Source organism: Arthrobacter sp. LAPM80, assembly GCF_046736435.1.
Taxonomy (GTDB): domain Bacteria; phylum Actinomycetota; class Actinomycetes; order Actinomycetales; family Micrococcaceae; genus Specibacter.
Window position 1 is genome coordinate 1 of record NZ_JBCHVD010000022.1, and the last position, 16,597, is coordinate 16,597.

Below are 16,597 nucleotides of genomic sequence, written 5' to 3' on the forward strand. Positions count from 1 at the left end.
ACAGATCAGATCGACGCTGGTGACGCGGGTGATGGCTTTGTTGACGCTGTCATCGATGCGGTGCCGGCGCACGAGCGCGCCGAGGTCTTCCAGGCTGAGCCAAGACACACTCATGCCTTCATCGATGGCTTGCTGACCCAAGGATTCCAGTAGCAGGGTCTTGCCGGTCCCGGAGGGCCCGCACGCGATCAGGTTCTCTCTCCGCCGCACCCATTCCAGGGTGCGCAGGAACGAGGTCGTGGCCACGGGCAGAGTGGAGAGGGACTCGTCCCAGACATCGAAGGTTTTCCCAGTAGGGAATCCTGCACGCTTTCGCCGGGTCGCGAGCATGGAACGGTTGCGCCCGGTCGCTTCAGCCTCGAGCAGGACGCGGATGACTTCGGTGGGGTCCCAGCGCTGGGCTTTCGCTGTGGCCAGGACCTCGGCGACGACGGCGCGGGCGTGGGGCATGCGGGTGGTGCGCATCAGTGTGATTACTTCTTCCACCGCCGCGTCGGTCAACGGTGCAGGGGCGAGGGTGGTGCTCACGGGGTGACTCCTTCAGGATCGGTGGTATCGCTGCTGCCAGCGTCGCTACTGGTGGTGTTGGTGTTGGTGGTGCCGAAGTTGGCCCAGCCGCTGGTGCCTTGGGAAAGCCATTGGCCCTGGTCGGTCACGGTGTGCCGGGTGTCATTGCCTGGCCCGGCCAGCTCCCCGGTGGCGGTGTTGGTGATGATGGAGACCAGGTCTTCGTGGGTGAAGCGGTGGTGCACGGCAGCAGCACCGAGTCCTTGATCCACGGCGTCCTTGCCCAGCATGGAGGCCAGTGCGGTGGCGCGTTCCATTTTGTGGCGGATCTTGTTCGTTCCTGCCGCGGCGGCTTCCTTGAGCCAGAGTGCCGCCCCGGCACCGAGGGCCAGGAAGTCCTGCTCGGCCGTGGTTTTAGGGCGAATGACGCGTTCCAGGGCGCCGGCGGAAGCTGGTGGGAAGTGCGCGTCAATGATCGCTGGAACACCCGGACGGGTCAGGGGGTGGCGGGCTACTTCCACCGGGCCAGCTTTGCCGACATGAACGATGATCACGTGAGTGTCGGTGCCGCGCACCCACACCTTTTGCCCCATCAAGGTGTGTGGCACGGAGTAGCGGGAGTGCTCGAAAACGACCATGGGCGTGTTCGGTGGGACTTGCCGTACCTGGCCGAAACTCGCTGTCACCGGCACTGCCGGGACCGGGTGCAGCTTGGGCGCCTCGATCAAGCGGAGCATGTCCTTGGGGATCTCCAATGTGGCACGGTGCACTGAGGAATTTACATCCTCCATAAACGCCTCGCAGGCTTCTTCCAACTCGGCAAAAGAGGCGTATTCAAGACGCAGGTTCGTGTCTTTGGGAACGAGGTCGGCCTTGGCGATCTTGACAGCGTTTTCCACCCCGCCCTTGGAGGCCGGATCCGCCGGCATACAGGTCTGCACGGCCGTGGAGTAGTGCCTCGCGAACGCAACGATCTGTGGGTTGCGGACCGGAACCCCGGCGACATGCTCTATCGTGACGGTTTTTTCATTGTCGGTTAGTACATAAGTGGGGACCCCGCCGATCAGACGAAAGGAGCGATCCAGGGCGGCGAACACGTTCGGCATCGTCTTATCCTTCAACGCGATGACGATCCTAAAGCGTGAATACGCCAGCCAGGCCACGAACAACACCGTCTTCACCCCGTCAACAACAGGGCCGTCTCCGTAGTCCCACTGCAACCACAGCCCTGGACCAACAGTCCAAGGGCGGTGAACACGGGCGTTCTGGGCCCGGTACTCACTCTTCAACCCGGCCAACACATAGCGGGTGGTGCGGATCGAACCGGTATAACCCTTATCGACGAGCTTGCCATGGAGCACATCACCACGGATTTTTCCTTTGGACTGCTCGACCAGGGACTTCATGGTCGGCAGGTACGGGTCTGTGATCCTTCCACGCTGACGAGCGATCGGTGCCTGGGCGCCGGAGTCCCTGGCTTTCACATACGAACGGACAGTGTTGTGGGAAACACCGCAGACCTCAGCGGCGCCACGATAGGACTGGGTTAGATCAAAAGCAGCTAAAATTTCCATGAACTCTCCTGGAGACTTCATAACAAGCCCCTTCCTTCAAAAATGGGTGAAATCGAAACGATTGGCATCGTCATTTCACCCCGAAGGAGGGGGCTTTCCCCGCATAGACACGAGGGATGGACAAGGGAATCCCAGCACACCCACACCGCGGAAGCCACGGCGGAATACTGGTCAAATCACTTGCAGCCACTGGTCAAAACCACTGCCGCGAACGGTCAATTCAAAATGCCGTCTATGGTCAGTTTAAAGTTGCAGCTAACAGTTGTTGGTTGAGCAATCGAGGATCACAGGCGCTCCGGACTCGTGGCACGAGCCCTGCGCAACGCCGCAGGTATGACTAAGAAGAAAGCCTGCGGTACCTGGGCCTCTGGCGCCGCTCGAGCTGTTCGTCTCTGAAGGCAACCCCGACCGATGCCTTTGTCGTCTTCCTCCGAATCCCGGGGGCTGGGGTCTGTCGCTGTGACGTGTGGTGGAAGGGACCTGACGGGCCGTGGAAATTGGGTGTACCGCGAGATCTGTTCCGGCGGGCAACAGCGATGTTCCGGATCCGTTGGACACCTGGTGGGCCCGTGGGTTGTGGGTCGAATTTCGGACGGCGGGATGGATGCGGGCATGCGGATTGGGTCAGTGACACTAGGCTGTCATGCGTAGGACGCGGCAGAGTTCTGATCTGCGGGGCAAGGCGTCGCCGGACCTGCCATGGCTTACTGGCTGGCCCGTCAAGGGTTCAAACCTGTGGTGGTTGAGCGCGCCGGGAGATTTCAATTCACTGGCAGTCCAGTGGACGTGCACGGACAGACTACCGATGTGGCCCGACAAGCAAGTATCTGCCCTCGCTTGAACGATGTTGCTGCCGGCGCCCCGGGCAGATCTGCCAGCGATCCGTTGCGTGGCTGCCAGAGGCGACGCCGAGTTCATATTCGGGGATTCGGTCAGCTCATTGCGACCGGACTACGGCGGAGTCGATGTCTCCGTCGAGCGCAAGGCCGCGCGCCGCATCGATCTCGTGGTCGGTGCCGATGGAGTGCATTCGACGGTACGAGACACCGTGTTTGGCCTCGGCAGCAGCTTTGTCCGCAATCTGGGCCTGTATATAGCCATGTTTTCGCTTGGACCGACCGAATTTGCCCCCGAAATCCTTGTGATGTCCAACCGGCCAGAGTTGTCGCTGAGCATCCATCCCGTACGCGGGACGGCTTGGGTCTGGTTCATCTTCCGCGGCCCAGCCGACCTGACTTCCGGGACGACAGGACCAGCAACGTTTCATTTCCGACGCTTACAGCACCTAAGTGTGGATATCAAACTGGTCTCGGGGTCGGATGCTCCCCGGCTGAATGCCCGGTATCAGGCTTGGCACTAGGCTCATCAACATCTGGTGGGTGTTTGGGGCCTCGGGGGGAGGTACGTTGAGACCATCCTTCTGGTGCTGGCTTATTGCGTCTTGGGTAGGCAAGTCCGAACCCCGGTTGGCCGCAATCATTGCAGGGCCGACGCCATCATGTATGCCGCCGGCACGGTTGACGTCGGCCGCCCCGTTCGTCCGGGCCCCAAGAAGCTGTCGCTGATGGGAGATCTGATGACTATCTCCTGCGGCTCAACCCTGATACCCACTAGGTCGTGAAGGGGACCGGCCTTCGAGGGGCCCCACCTCGCAGCTGAGATTCGGCAACCCAATGCCCGCATCCTACCCATGAATCAAATCGTGACAGGGCGTTCCAACGAGGCAAACAGAGTTGCGGAACCTTGGCTGTAATGGCTGTAAATGCGACCTGTGGCCGTCGGATATCTTGCGCTTTGAAAAGGATTGCCGACGGGTCAGGTGCCGAACTGGCCGGTGAGGCGACGGTGGAATCTGGTGCTGCGTTCGTCGAGACCAGTAATCGTCACTGTGGCGCCATGGTGACGGTATTTCGTCTCGATGGAGTCCAGGGCTGCAACGCTCGAGGCGTCCCAGATCTGGGCACGACTGAGGTCGATTGTCACGGCGGCAGGGTCATCGGCGTAGGAGAACTGGTCCACGAGGTCATTGCTGCTCCCGAAGAACAGCGGCCCGAGCACCTCGTACTGGACGCTCGCGCCGTCGTCGGCCGGGGTCCTTTTGACACTGATTACGTGGGCGACCCGGCGCGCGAAGAGCGCCATCGCCAGGACGACGCCGACTATGACTCCATAGGCGAGGTTGCCGGTGACGACCACCACGGCGACGGTGACACTCATGACGATGGTTTCAGGGATGGGCATCCGCTTCAGGGTGGAGGGTTTCACGCTGTGCCAGTCGACGGTGGTGACTGCGACGACCATCATGACCGCGGCGAGGGCGACCATGGGAATTTGTCCCATGATCGAGCTGAGCCCGGTCACCAGGACCAAAAGGAACACCCCGGCCACGAATGTGGAAATGCGGGTGCGTGCCTGGCCGGTCTTGACGTTAAGGACGGTCTGCCCAATCATCGCGCAGCCGGCCATTCCGCCGTAGAACCCGGCGAAGATGTTCGATAAGCCCAAGGCCCAGGACTCGCGGCCCTTGTGCGAGGGCGTGTCGGTGATTTCGTCGACGAGTTTCGCGGTGAGAAGTGTTTCCATGAGACCGACGAAAGCCACGCTCAGCGCCGTCGGCAGAATCAGCTGCAGGGTGGCCAGGTTCAAGGGGACCAGGAAAGGGGTGATCCCGGGCAGTTTCCCCGTGAGAGGGCCCTCATCGGCGACGTTTGGAACGACGAGGTGGGCGATGATGACGATCGCAGTGACGACGACGATCGCAACCAACGGTGACGGGATGACCTTGGTGAAGCGCGGAAGGATGAAAATAATCCCCAGTGTCAGAGCAAAAAGGACGTAGGCCAGCCAGGGGACCTTCAGCACGTGGGGCACCTGGGCCATGAAAATGAGCACCCCCAAGGCATTGACGAACCCGATCATCACTGACCGGGGGATAAATCGCATCAGACGGGCAAGTCCGGCAAGACCGAAGACGATTTGAATCACGCCAGCAAGGATCACTGTAGGCAAAACATACTGGACACCGTGGTCATGGACGAGAGGGGCGATGACGAGGGCGACGGATCCGGCTGCGGCGGTGATCACCCCCGGACGCCCGCCAAGGATCGACATCGTCATGGCCAGGACAATGGAGGCGACCAGGCTGACCATCGGATCGACTCCCGCGACGATTGAGAACGAAATTACTTCCGGGACCAGGGCGAGGGTGGTGACCATGCCGGCGAGTACTTCGCGGGAAAGCTGCCGTGGCGAGCGTAGAGCGCTCAGGACCGTGACCGGATTGCGGATCAAGCGTGGGTGTTCGGCACGGGTCAAGGAGCGGCTCCAGGTGCAGGGCTCTCTTAGGAGAGCGGCGGGATCATTGCTGTGCGCCACGCTGGGCACGGTCCAGCCCCGTCATGGAAGACGGAGGCGTGGCGTGAAGAGCAGGTCGGTGACCTTAGGTCGAGCCTGCAACATTATTCTAACGTGAGGCTTCGGTCGAAAGGTGACTGGACGGCGAATGAGATGACGGACGAAGAGGTGGTGGCCACGATGCACATCGGCTTGCCGGCAGACCGTCCGCAACTATAACGACGTCGGTCTGCTCAAACAGTATGGAAGCACGGAAGTCGGACTCCGGCTGTCCACCGCACGGGATGTACGTGCACGTGTTAGATTCGCCGGCTGAAGCCGTTGGGTTCGCGCTTGCTGCCATCGCTGAACTTCTCCCGGTTATAGACGCACTCGAGGCTCCCGGGCCCGGCGGAGACGACACCGAAGTTCGCTCCGAGTTGAACGACTTCGGCGAGGCTGTGAAGCATCGCGCCAACGCGCCTTTGGAATGCGCGGCTTGACGCGATGGAAGCACTCATTCAACGACGTGACAAAGGACTGGAGGATGGCCAATTGTGCGACACGAGCCCTTATCATAATGCGCATCCTCAACTCACCCGTTGAGACGCAGTGGACATTGTGGACCTACCTCGCCGTCGGTCCGCAGTGATCTTCGGGAGGGTGGCTCCTTCCTCTTTCGCATGCAGGCTCCAACGGACCAGGGCGGCTGGTAAGCCACACAGGCGGTACGTACTCCAAGATCGCACCGATGCAACGCATGGAGTTCACCCAAACCTGACCGATGAGGAAGGCAGGTTGCTGCCGGACGATGCGTTGCCGGAAGGATTCTCGCAAAATGTGTACACCATCGTTGAATTCAGGGACGTCAACGGCCTGACGGAACTCACGATCACTGAAAAGGGGTGGACGCGGAGCCTGATGTCGGTATTTTCGTACGTCGGCATGCACCAATCCCTCGACAAGATGGCGGCATACCGGGCCTGTTCCCTGGAACCGTCGGAAACAGCCAAGGGAAAGTAGGAAATCGTGGACATGAAACTTGAGCTGATCCCCCTACCAGTTGCCGACGTCGAACGGAGCAAGCTGTTCTATACCGAGACTGTGAGATTCCACGTGGACCCCGATGAAGCGCCGAAATCGGGAAAGCTATGGACATGGGCGGGGGACCAAGGTGCACGTGCAGTGCAGGTTGGCGCGGGAGTGCCGGGAGGGCCCTGCTGTAGGCAAACGTATCGCCTGCCCTGCTAAGTGCCCGGTGTTGGTTGTTCCGCTCTCACAGATTGGAAAGGATGAGTCACGGCAACCTGGTGCCGGAAATTGAGTTGCTATCAACTCTGCCAAAGCCGTGGCAACTGCCGGGCGGCTGGAGCAGGATCAGATGCCGGCATCCTCAGGGTCGCCCGATCAATGGTGTGTGGCACTATGGCTCGGAGATTCAGGCCCTCTGGGGGCTCCCATTCTGATGTACCCCGGGTTTAAGCTGAGGTCATGCTCAGGATATTTGTGGTTTCCATATTGTTCCTCGTGACAGCTGTTTCGGTGCTGCTGGTGGTGCTGACGGGCCCGGGCTGGTGGGTGTCGGTCGCGATTTTTGCTGCGCTCCTAGTCCTGGCCATTGCGGATGTCACACAAAAACGGCACTCCATCTTGCGCAACTACCCGGTGATTGGGCACCTACGCTTCGCGCTGGAATATATCCGCCCTGAGCTCCAGCAATACTTCATTGAGCGGAACTATGACGGCCGTCCATTCGATCGTGACACCCGCTCCCTCATTTACGAGCGTGCCAAGGGTACCAACCAGGAACAGGCCTTCGGCACGGAACGCGACGTGAACGAGGTTGGCTACGAATACTTGGTTCATTCAACGGCGCCGCTGGAACCACCCAAGGACCCGCCCAGGATGCGCATTGGCGGCCCCGATTGCACCCAGCCCTACGAGATGGCCTTGCTAAACGTCTCCGCCATGAGTTTCGGTGCCCTGTCCTCGAACGCCATTCTGGCGTTGAACAAGGGTGCGGCGCTGGGCGGTTTCGCCCATGACACAGGGGAAGGCGGCCTGACCGAATACCACTTGCGCCATGGAGGTGACCTGGTGTGGGAGATCGGCAGCGGCTATTTCGGGGCACGTACCAAGGATGGAGAGTTTGATCCGACAATGTTCGCCGAGAAGGCCGCGCACCCCTCGGTGAAGTGCCTTTCGCTGAAGCTTAGTCAGGGTGCGAAACCGGGTATTGGTGGGGTCCTTCCGGCTAGTAAGGTTACCGCGGAGATCGCCAAGGCGCGCAATGTGCCGGAGGGGGTGAAATGCGTCAGCCCAGCTGCCCACAAGGTCTTCGGTACGCCGCGCGAGCTCATCCGGTTCATGGCCACCATGCGGGAACTTGCCCAGGGCAAACCAGTGGGGTTCAAGCTGTGCGTGGGTTCACGCACGGATGTACTGGCTATCTGCAAGGCCATGCTGGCCGAAGGGGTCACCCCGGATTTCATCATTGTGGATGGTTCCGAGGGCGGCACCGGGGCGGCCCCCATGGAATATGAGGATCATATGGGCACCCCGCTCACCGAAGGCCTCATGCTGGTGCATAACGCACTGGTGGGAACCGGGCTTCGTGACCGAATCCGGGTGGGCGCCTCAGGCAAAGTGGCCACGGGCACGGACATCGTCAAGCGGATCATCCAGGGAGCCGACTACACCAATGCGGCCCGGGCCATGATGATGGCTACTGGCTGCATCCAATCTCAGCGCTGCCATACAAACCACTGCCCGGTCGGGGTTGCCACCCAGGACCCTCGCCGCGCCAGAGCACTGGATGTGGAAAACAAGAGCATCAGGGTTCAACGGTTCCAAGAGGCCACGGTAAGCGAGGCCCTGCGCATGATGGCGTCCATCGGCGCCGCCGGGCCTGAGCAGCTGACACCGCGGATGTTGCGGCGCCGGATCGGGCACACGAACACGAAATCCTATGCCGAACTCTACGAATGGATGGCCCCCGGGGAGCTGCTGGCGCAGGTACCCGAGGCCTGGGCCGAAGACTGGGCCACCGCGAACCCCGATTCCTTTGCCGCGCAACCCGGCCGCAACGGAAGGGCGCTGCAATGAGCAACGTGGCAGCCATGATCGTCAAAGCCCTGGCAGACATGGGCGTCAAAACCGTCTGGGGCGTTGTTGGTGATGCACTGAACCCATTGACCGACGCCATACGCACCGAGGAGCGGATGGAATGGATTGGCGTCAGGCATGAGGAAGTTGCGGCTTTCGCCGCTGGCGCCCAATCCCAGCTGACCGGCACCCTGGGGGTGTGCATGGGAACCGTGGGGCCAGGCTCGATCCACCTGTTGAACGGGCTGTACGATGCCAAGAAATCGCGGACGCCGGTACTAGCCATCTGCGGACAAGTGCCCAGTGAGGAGATCGGCAGCGACTTCTTCCAGGAGGTCAACAATGACCGGGTTTTCAGCGATGTCGCGGTCTTCACACACACAGTGACAAGCCCCGCGCAGATGCCGTACCTTCTGGAGCAGGCCGTCAACACGGCCATGGCTCGTCGCGGAGTCGCTGTGTTGACTATCCCCGGGGACATCGGCGGTGCCGCCATGCCCAATGACTCGGTAGCGAATTTCGTCGATGTTGAACGGCCCTCCGCGCCCCACCCTGAAGCGATTCGCGCAGCCGCACGGCTCCTGAACGATACGGACAACGTGACCATGTTGGTCGGCATGGGTGCACGTGGAGCGAAAGATGAACTATTGGCAGCGGCCAAGAAATTGGCCGCACCCATGGTACTGACCCTGAAAGCCAAGGAAGTTCTGGAAGAAGGCAATGTATATCAGGTGGGCCAGTCCGGGCTGATCGGAAACCCTGCAGCCCAACACGCCTTGGATAGCTGCGACACGCTACTGATGATCGGCACCGACTTTCCCTACCGGGACTCATACCCCACAGGAAAAACCGTCGTCCAGATCGATTCCAACGGCGAGGTCATCGGCCGTCGAACCGCCGTTACCCTTGGCGTCGTCGGGGACAGCAAACTCAGTCTCGCTTCCCTGATGCCCCTGCTAGAGGCGAAGAACGACCAGGTCCACCTCGACTCCGCAGCCGGAAAATACCACGCGTGGGCCCAACGGCAACTGAAACTGGCAGATCCGGGCTATGACGCCACCCTGATAGGAAGAGTTCGCACCCTCGCGGACAATCCAGACGCGATGATCCGCCCCGAAGCTGTGGCAGCTGCCGTGGACTTGCACGCGCCCGACAATGCGATCTTTACCTCCGACACCGGGATGTCCACGGTATGGCTGGCCCGCTACGTGAAAATGCGCGGGAACCGCCGGCTGCTGGGCTCCTACAATCTTGGCTCCATGGCCAACGCCATGCCGCAGGCCCTTGGTGCCTCGGCACTGGATAGGACTCGTCCAGTGGTGGCTTTCTGCGGTGACGGCGGCCTCACCATGCTGATGGGAGACCTGTTGACCGCCGTGGCCTATAATCTGCCCGTGAAACTGGTGGTGTTTAATAATGGACGTTTGGGGATGGTGAAACTGGAGCAGGAGCAGGGTGGCCTCCCGGAATTCGGCACCATACTGCACAACCCTAATTTGGCCGAGGTGGGGCTGGCCTGTGGACTGCACGGCATCAGGGTCGAAAAAATAGATGGGTTGGATACCGCTGTCAAGGAAGCGATGGTCCACGACGGACCTGTGCTTTTGGATGTACTGACCAACCCAAATGAAATATCCGTACCACCCAAGACCTCGGTTGGCCAGGCGTGGGGATTTGCCATTGCAAAGATCAAGGAAAACTTATCATCGAGGGGAGAGACCTGAACGGCAAAACCGCCCCACCACAATGAGGGTGACGTCGTCGCCGGCGTCGATGGATCACCGCCGCCGGACCTTCCCTCGGGCGGATCCATGGAGAACAATGGCAGCATGAGTCAAATGTATACGGCAAGTCATCAGGTCACTTCTGAGGGACCTGACGGTGCTGACGAAGCGGCCCGTGCGGCCACTAAAGCGCTCCACGAAATCCTCCAAGCCCACGGGATCAATGCATCCTTTGCAGACATTGCCCTGCTGGGACACTCAGAATCATGGGACGGCGAAGGGCAGAGGTGGATTCATGTGAGCTGGCCTAGCGAAACAGACGAGTAACTCCACGGCCACATAAATTCAGGGGAACTTTCCGGTTATCGTAGCTAGCGCTGAATCTCACGCCTGACTTGGAGCGAGAAAGGCAAATCAGTGGCACCGGATGCTCGGAGAGTTCAAGGCCGCCAGCCTGTCCACACGTCCGAGGGCGGCCGGGCTCGGGACGCCGGACCTTCGTAGGAGTGAGGGGCGGCAGAAGAATTCAGTGTCGGGTGCCGGCCTAATTCGACCAGCGCCCGGCACGGTCTCAGTCCATGGGCGGGAGGCGGCGGGCTCGCGTGCGTAACTGGATGATTCGGGCCGTCCCGGCAACGGCGACGATGATGCCGCCACCGACGGCCCCAATGAACACTCCGACGCCGATGGCCACAGTTCCGTTGAATCCGAAATAGTGCAGCGTGACGGATTCCTGATTCTGCAGGATGAAGATTATCAAGAGGACGAGGACCAGCAGGCCAGCGGCAGTCGCAACCCACATCATGCTCGCCCGGGTGACTTTGATAGGGGCCTTGGTTGGTACGGGTTCACTGGCGGGGTTCAAGGGAGTGTTCTCGGGCGTGATCGGGTGTTCGTCCATGGGGCACGTTCCTTTCCTATGACATCGCAGAGTCTACGAGGAGAATCTGCGCACTTTGGGTTCGGTGTTCTTCCAGATTCGTGTTTCGGGTTATTGACCGTCCTGGCCTGTGTGAGGGGGCGAGGAGAGGTTTGTCCGTTGTTCTTCGTTTTCGAGGCCGGAGTGCTGTCGCCGGATCCCAGAGTTTCCGGGTGCCTCCGGGAGTACCGGGTGCGAACGAGGATAATGGTTCCCGCGGTGGCTGTTAGTATAATCCTGCCGAGCAGCCACATTTTCTTGTTCTTCCGGTGGGTGGGGGAGTGGTGGCGTAGCTCGCGTGCTGCACGCTTATGGGCCTTCACTGCCCGCTTCCCGGTTCGGCGTGGGAGTGTGGTCCTCTCTGCGACCGTGTCGAGGATCCCTGCCACCGCCTGCGGAGCAGTGCTTTCCTCTAGACGCGATCGGCCCCACGACATGATCGTGTCCAACAAGGATGAGGGGTCATCAAGGGTAGGCCTCACCCCAGCCGCTCTAAGGTTCTGTGCGTGATGACTGATACTTTTCATGGTCATGACGGACATGTGAACCTCCCGCTTGGTCGTTCTCGGCCAGCTTACTCCCGAGCCACGTGGCGGGAACAGGGACTGGCGAGTATTTGACCATATGACTCGTGAATGAGGCTTTGGTGCCATTTCCGGTTCTATGCTGAAAACGTCCTGCCGACAGGGACAGGCAGACCTAGCAGGGGTTGGCTGCTGTGGAGATTTCCGAGCGTGGTACCCGCTGAAATGGTCGATACTACCGGAATGAGGAGTCACCGACTCATCCACGCTGCGCAACTGGCTGACACGGTACAAGGAAGCCCACGGCGGTGCCATGCCGGGGAAGGGCCTGAACGTTTCTGGCCGGCCGTCCGAAGGAACGCGAACGGGAAATCGGGTCTAGCTGGGACGACAGCTACGTGCGAAACCTTCTTCTCGGCCCTGGAAAACGAGCGTGTCCACAGCACGACCTACGCCCCGAGGGAGCGTGCCAGCAAGGATGTCATCCGCTGCCCGAAAAATCCCAAGCAGCCCACTTTTCAAAATAGGCTAAATCTGTTCATGCCGCGGATAGGGCGGGTAGTGCCGCAGCATGGGAAATCGGAAAACGCCACGCGCGCTCCTGAGATGTCGATTTTCAGTGTTTAGCAGCAGGCGGAGGAGCCCTTGGGGTTGTCAAAGAGCCAATTGCCACCCATGGCGCTGCCGCGCTCAAACCAGTCGAACGGCACCCCGGCCAAGCACAGCGCATTTGCAGCGGCAATCTCGGAAGAACCTGCGCCGATCACGTACGTCCGAGCCAGGGATTCGTTGACTGGAAGAGAACTTGTTACAGGCTTAGCGAGATGTTCCGGCCTCACTAGATATGCCATATGAGCAGTATTACACTCAAATATTCATTTTTGATGGGAGCGGCAGCTTCGATGTCAGCCGATATCCCTACGCGCCCCGAGGGTTAGCGCACCTCAACCGAGCAGGCGCTGTGCCTCCTCGCGAAGGTGTCCACCCGTTCCTTCAACGAGTTGTATGCCGATCCGGAGGAATTACTGGCCCAGCTCTTTCTGACCGCAATGAGGAATTGTTGGCGGCGATCACCGATGTCGCCATCGATCCGGGGCTAACTGGGTCCCCCGCCGTCGAGGCGCTGGTTGCGGCAGCTGTGGACACGGCCTGTGCGTCGTTTGCGGTGGACGGATTCATTCCATCAGCACCCCAGGGCACCAGCAGCATGATCCTCATTGGGGGGATCCCAGAGGCACCCGAACAGCGCGTGCAGAGACAACCGTCCCTGCGCGAACCAACCCACGAAATCGTCGCGGAAATCGTCAGGATGGTTGTGCTGCTGACAGGGCACCGCTAGATGGGCTGTAAACTTCTGAGGACTTTCCATGCAATCCGCGTGGCATTCTTAAGAATGCTCCTGTATGGCTTGCGACGATGACTAAACAAGGAGTTTCGGCATGGCCGGTGGCCTCGTAGCACTTCTGGATGACGTTGCGGCCCTCGTGAAGGTCACTGCCGCCTCGCTTGATGACATAGCGTTGGGTGCGGCCAAGACCAGCGTCAAGTCACTTGGTGTGGTCGTGGACGATGCGGCTGTTACACCCCAGTACGTTGCGGGACTCTCGCCCAAGCGTGAGCTCCCCATCATCTGGAAGATCGCTGTCGGTTCCATCCGGAACAAGCTGTTGTTTATCCTCCCGGTGGCCCTGCTTCTCTCACAGTTCGCCCCTTGGGCATTGACCCCGATCTTGATGGTCGGTGGCGCTTATCTGGTGTTCGAAGGTGCGGAGAAGCTCCTTGAAGCCATGGGCGTGATCAAGCATCATGGCCCGGGTGCCAATCAGGGAGTGCGTGACGAAAAGGCCATCATTGGGGCTGCCGTGCGCACCGATCTGGTGCTCTCAGCAGAGATCATGGTCATCTCCTTGAACGAGGTGGCCCACGAGACCTTCCTCAACCGGACCTTAATTCTCATACTGATCGCCTTCCTCATGACTTTGGTTGTTTACGGCGCGGTTGGCCTGATCGTGAAGATGGATGACATCGGCCTGCACCTAGCCAAGAAGAGTTCAACCCTCGCCCGGAAAGTGGGCCGCGGGATGGTCAAGGCCATGCCAATTGTCATGTCCATCCTGGGCAAGGTCGGCGTCGTCGCCATGCTGTGGGTGGGAGGACACCTGATCCTGGTGGGCTTGGATGAACTGGGCTGGCACACACCCTATGCATTTGTGCACCACATGGAGATGCTGGTCCACGATGCAACAGGCTCTGCTGGTACGGTTCTGGGCTGGCTCGTGAACACCGCGTTCTCCTGCCTGGCCGGTTCCATCATTGGCTCTGTCATCAACGCTGCCGTGATCGGAATCAACAAGGTTCGCGACAAGCACTAAAGCAGGACCTGCAGGGGTCCGGGCTTACGTTATGGCGCTGCCCTGCGCATGTGTTGCCGCCGAACCGTGGATAGGGTTGGGCAACCGGTGGTCAGGATCGGTTCGCGAGATTGGCCTCGGTGGCAGAGACGATCAGGGGATCCTCCGGTTCGGTTTGGGGCCGGAAACGCTTTGCCGCCGTCGTCCTTGGCCTTCTTCAATTCTGAGGAGAGTTCTTGCAGGAATTGGTTGCTTGGGAATCCGAGCTCCGTAAATCCGCGGTCGCCGCCGAGACCCTGTAGCGCCTCCAGTCGGGGTAATCGCCCATCGAGGTGCTCGTGCCTTCGATTGTGGTGATGGGAATGTCGGCAATCTTATCGTTCCTCCAATCGGACGCGGCTTGCTGCCGCGTCGAGGCTATGGTCTGTTCACTTCGGCCAGTTGTGGGTCGACCACTGCTCCGGGGAACTCCGCAGTCGGGTTGGCCAGGTGCCAGAGGGCGATGCGGAGCAACTCTGCTTCGCCGTCAGGGAGCAGGTTGAGTCGTTTGTTCACGGCGGCGCAGGGCTTGAGTTCTGAGCCGTCGAAGTTGATGTCCGGGACCACAATTCACGTCTATTCATCCCACACTGGCCGGACGTTCAGCTACTCCCAAAATGAAGCCGCCCAGGACGCCACCAGACAGTCCGACGGCTGGCAGGATGACGCCCTCGATCACCGAGATCAGGAAGCCGCAGTCCGGCCATGATCTGCAGCGTCCGTTCGCCGTCCCCGATCGAGTGCGGCTTGACCATGGCGACCAGGTCCCCACACAGGGTCCCGGTGTCGGCCTTCTTCAAACAGGCGACGGTGTCCAGGACCAGATCCGCTTTTGCCGGCCAGCGCCTGTACAAGGTGGCCTTGCCCGCCTTGGCGCGGGTCGCCACCATGTCGATGGTCATGCCGTCGGAGCGCATGCTGCCCTGGTTGCGGCAGGTCAGGACGTGTACCACGGCGGTCCAGTCCCCGGCGTCTAGCCGGACGTCTTTTTCTCCAACGGATACTGGATGGGCCGGGGCTGGACCCGCAGGCCCGATTCCGAACGGCGCCACTCCGCGGAGCCTGGGCAGCATGACTGCAACTGCCATGCCGATATATCCGACGAGGGACGGACCGGCCCTGCCCTGCCTCTCTCGACTCCGAGGAGCCAGTCAATTTCGGGGAGCGGTCAAAGGTTTGAACGCGGGGATCAGCACGTGGAAGTTGCCGATAGGCGGCAGCGCTTCCACACACGCCCATCGGCGTAACCCGTCGCAGGTGAAAGCTATTCTTCGGTCCCCTGGGTCGCTCCGGTGGTTAGTCCGCTGTTACTTGCCAGACGTGACCGTCCAGATCGGTAAAGGCGCCGACATAGCCCCAGGGTTGTTGTCCGGGTTGGGTGGTGATCTCGCCTCCGGCTTGGGGCGACTTCGTGGTTCCCCGCAACCCACCAGGTAAAACAGAATAACGAGAAACCATCCCGGAATGACGCCAAAGACCGGACAGCCCGTGAGGAGGCGCGAACTAGGGCCGCAACAGGGCCTTGATAGCGCGTCGTTCATCCATCGCTGCATATCCTTCGGCAGCTTGTTCGAGCGTCAATTCAAGGTCAAAAACCCTTCCCGGGTTGATCTCGCGGCGCATGATCCGCTCAATCAGATCCGGCAGGAAGCGCCTCACCGGCGCCGGCCCGCCCAGCAAATGGATCACTGAGGAGAAGAGCTCGTAGCCGGGAATTTCGACGCCGTGTGACACGCCAACGAAGCCCATGTGACCACCTGGCCGCGTTGATCGCATTGCCTGCAACATTGACTCCTGCGTGCCGACTGCCTCGATGACGCTATGGGCGCCCAGACCGTTGGTGAGCTCCTTTACCTTAGCGACGCCCTCGGCCCCGCGCTCCTCAACAATGTCGGTGGCCCCAAATTCCCGGGCCAGGGCCTGGCGCTCAGGGTTGCGGCTGAAAGCGATGATCCGCTCGGCGCCGAGTTCCTTGGCGGCAAGAATTCCCAGCAAGCCAACCGCACCATCACCCACCACTGCGACAGTCTTGCCGGGGCCGACTTCAGCAGCCACTGCGGCAAACCAGCCGGTGCCCAAGACATCCGACGCCGTCAACAATGAAGGAATCCGGTCCTCATCGGGATACTCGCTCGTCGCAACGAGGGTTCCCGATGCGTTAGGGATCAGCACATACTCAGCCTGCGCCGTCTCAACTCCGGTGCGGTGGACACACTTCGACTGGAACCCGGCAAGGCAGATCTCGCAGGTGTTGTCCGAGGTGATGAAGGAACCCACTACAAATTGGCCCACCTCAAGCCCGGTTACCCCGCTACCGAGTTCCTCAATGACACCCACGTATTCGTGGCCCATGGCACGAGGTTCCTCAACCGCGTTGTCCCCGCGGTAAAACCACAGATCGGAACCGCACACGCAGGCAGCCACTACCTTGAGGATCGCATCGGTTGGATTTTGAAGGGTGGGCTTGGGCCGGTCCTCAACCCGAATGTCACGTTCTCCATAAATCGTTGTTGCTCGCATT

The 16,597-nt window shown here is 60.5% G+C and carries 15 protein-coding genes and 1 pseudogene; 7 read left to right on the forward strand and 9 right to left on the reverse strand.

Features of this window, described 5'->3' with window-relative positions:
• Both AAGW05_RS16335 and istA read right to left on the reverse strand, forming a co-directional pair.
• Positions 1-528, reverse strand: a 528-nt coding sequence (locus AAGW05_RS16335; RefSeq protein ID WP_411805618.1) for an ATP-binding protein, incomplete at its 3' end; no start/stop codon positions are given.
• Positions 525-2,102 (reverse strand): IS21 family transposase, encoded by a 1,578-nt coding sequence (istA, locus tag AAGW05_RS16340; RefSeq protein ID WP_411805619.1) that lies wholly within the window; start codon positions 2,100-2,102, stop codon positions 525-527. The genes AAGW05_RS16335 and istA, both read right to left, overlap by 4 nt.
• Positions 2,103-2,970: 868 nt before the next feature.
• Here istA and AAGW05_RS16345 point away from each other — a divergent pair.
• Positions 2,971-3,441: a hypothetical protein gene (locus AAGW05_RS16345; protein WP_411805620.1), complete on the forward strand. Its 471-nt coding sequence runs from the start codon at positions 2,971-2,973 to the stop codon at positions 3,439-3,441.
• Positions 3,442-3,896: 455 nt separating this feature from the next.
• Here the strand turns inward: AAGW05_RS16345 and AAGW05_RS16350 are convergent, their stop codons facing one another.
• Together AAGW05_RS16350 and AAGW05_RS16355 are read right to left on the reverse strand one after the other, a co-directional pair.
• Entirely contained in the window at positions 3,897-5,396 is a 1,500-nt protein-coding gene (locus AAGW05_RS16350) for a SulP family inorganic anion transporter (RefSeq protein ID WP_411805621.1), read from the reverse strand.
• Positions 5,397-5,734: 338 nt separating this feature from the next.
• Positions 5,735-5,935 (reverse strand): hypothetical protein, encoded by a 201-nt coding sequence (locus tag AAGW05_RS16355; RefSeq protein ID WP_411805622.1) that lies wholly within the window; start codon positions 5,933-5,935, stop codon positions 5,735-5,737.
• A 277-nt stretch (positions 5,936-6,212) separates the two neighbouring features.
• Between AAGW05_RS16355 and AAGW05_RS16360 the strand changes: the two genes are divergently transcribed.
• From AAGW05_RS16360 to AAGW05_RS16370, 3 genes are all read left to right on the forward strand, one after another.
• Positions 6,213-6,437 (forward strand): hypothetical protein, encoded by a 225-nt coding sequence (locus tag AAGW05_RS16360; RefSeq protein ID WP_411805623.1) that lies wholly within the window; start codon positions 6,213-6,215, stop codon positions 6,435-6,437.
• Between the two features lie 468 nt (positions 6,438-6,905).
• Positions 6,906-8,519, forward strand: a complete 1,614-nt coding sequence (locus AAGW05_RS16365; protein WP_411805624.1) for an FMN-binding glutamate synthase family protein — start codon at positions 6,906-6,908, stop codon at positions 8,517-8,519.
• Complete coding sequence (locus AAGW05_RS16370; RefSeq protein ID WP_411805625.1) at positions 8,516-10,243, forward strand: thiamine pyrophosphate-dependent enzyme; 1,728 nt, start codon at positions 8,516-8,518, stop codon at positions 10,241-10,243. Before AAGW05_RS16365 ends, AAGW05_RS16370 begins: the two co-directional genes overlap by 4 nt.
• Positions 10,244-10,814: 571 nt before the next feature.
• Here the strand turns inward: AAGW05_RS16370 and AAGW05_RS16375 are convergent.
• A complete protein-coding gene (locus tag AAGW05_RS16375) occupies positions 10,815-11,144 on the reverse strand; it encodes a lipopolysaccharide assembly LapA domain-containing protein (protein ID WP_411805626.1) in 330 nt (109 codons plus the stop codon).
• Positions 11,145-12,040: 896 nt separating this feature from the next.
• Here AAGW05_RS16375 and AAGW05_RS16380 point away from each other — a divergent pair.
• Positions 12,041-12,175, forward strand: a pseudogene (locus AAGW05_RS16380) (IS3 family transposase); the annotation flags it as partial.
• A 134-nt stretch (positions 12,176-12,309) separates the two neighbouring features.
• On the opposite strand, the gene AAGW05_RS16385 reads toward AAGW05_RS16380, so the two are convergent.
• On the reverse strand, positions 12,310-12,537 hold the full coding sequence (locus AAGW05_RS16385) for a hypothetical protein (protein ID WP_411805627.1): 228 nt from the start codon (positions 12,535-12,537) through the stop codon (positions 12,310-12,312).
• 209 nt (positions 12,538-12,746) lie between these two features.
• Between AAGW05_RS16385 and AAGW05_RS16390 the strand changes: the two genes are divergently transcribed.
• Both AAGW05_RS16390 and AAGW05_RS16395 read left to right on the forward strand, forming a co-directional pair.
• Positions 12,747-13,025 carry a hypothetical protein gene (locus AAGW05_RS16390; RefSeq protein ID WP_411805628.1) on the forward strand — a complete coding sequence of 93 codons (279 nt, stop codon included), beginning with the start codon at positions 12,747-12,749 and terminating at the stop codon, positions 13,023-13,025.
• Between the two features lie 100 nt (positions 13,026-13,125).
• Positions 13,126-14,058 carry a DUF808 domain-containing protein gene (locus AAGW05_RS16395; protein WP_411805629.1) on the forward strand — a complete coding sequence of 311 codons (933 nt, stop codon included), beginning with the start codon at positions 13,126-13,128 and terminating at the stop codon, positions 14,056-14,058.
• 396 nt (positions 14,059-14,454) lie between these two features.
• Here AAGW05_RS16395 and AAGW05_RS16400 read toward each other — a convergent pair whose 3' ends face one another.
• The 3 genes from AAGW05_RS16400 to AAGW05_RS16410 form a co-directional block, all read right to left on the reverse strand.
• Positions 14,455-14,643 (reverse strand): hypothetical protein, encoded by a 189-nt coding sequence (locus tag AAGW05_RS16400; RefSeq protein ID WP_411805630.1) that lies wholly within the window; start codon positions 14,641-14,643, stop codon positions 14,455-14,457.
• Positions 14,644-14,678: 35 nt separating this feature from the next.
• Complete coding sequence (locus AAGW05_RS16405; protein WP_411805631.1) at positions 14,679-15,164, reverse strand: TetR family transcriptional regulator; 486 nt, start codon at positions 15,162-15,164, stop codon at positions 14,679-14,681.
• Between the two features lie 415 nt (positions 15,165-15,579).
• On the reverse strand, positions 15,580-16,596 hold the full coding sequence (locus AAGW05_RS16410) for a zinc-dependent alcohol dehydrogenase family protein (protein ID WP_411805632.1): 1,017 nt from the start codon (positions 16,594-16,596) through the stop codon (positions 15,580-15,582).
• Position 16,597 lies beyond the last annotated feature (1 nt).

Bases quoted from the DNA above. Each gene is read 5' to 3' on its own strand.
- istA (WP_411805619.1), bottom strand. From the start codon at position 2,102: ATGAAGTCTCCAGGAGAGTTCATGGAAATTTTAGCTGCTTTTGATCTA.
- AAGW05_RS16355 (WP_411805622.1), bottom strand. From the start codon at position 5,935: ATGAGTGCTTCCATCGCGTCAAGCCGCGCATTCCAAAGGCGCGTTGGC.
- AAGW05_RS16365 (WP_411805624.1), top strand. From the start codon at position 6,906: ATGCTCAGGATATTTGTGGTTTCCATATTGTTCCTCGTGACAGCTGTT.
- AAGW05_RS16370 (WP_411805625.1), top strand. From the start codon at position 8,516: ATGAGCAACGTGGCAGCCATGATCGTCAAAGCCCTGGCAGACATGGGC.
- AAGW05_RS16375 (WP_411805626.1), bottom strand. From the start codon at position 11,144: ATGGACGAACACCCGATCACGCCCGAGAACACTCCCTTGAACCCCGCC.
- AAGW05_RS16385 (WP_411805627.1), bottom strand. From the start codon at position 12,537: ATGGCATATCTAGTGAGGCCGGAACATCTCGCTAAGCCTGTAACAAGT.
- AAGW05_RS16395 (WP_411805629.1), top strand. From the start codon at position 13,126: ATGGCCGGTGGCCTCGTAGCACTTCTGGATGACGTTGCGGCCCTCGTG.
- AAGW05_RS16405 (WP_411805631.1), bottom strand. From the start codon at position 15,164: ATGGCAGTTGCAGTCATGCTGCCCAGGCTCCGCGGAGTGGCGCCGTTC.
- AAGW05_RS16410 (WP_411805632.1), bottom strand. From the start codon at position 16,596: ATGCGAGCAACAACGATTTATGGAGAACGTGACATTCGGGTTGAGGAC.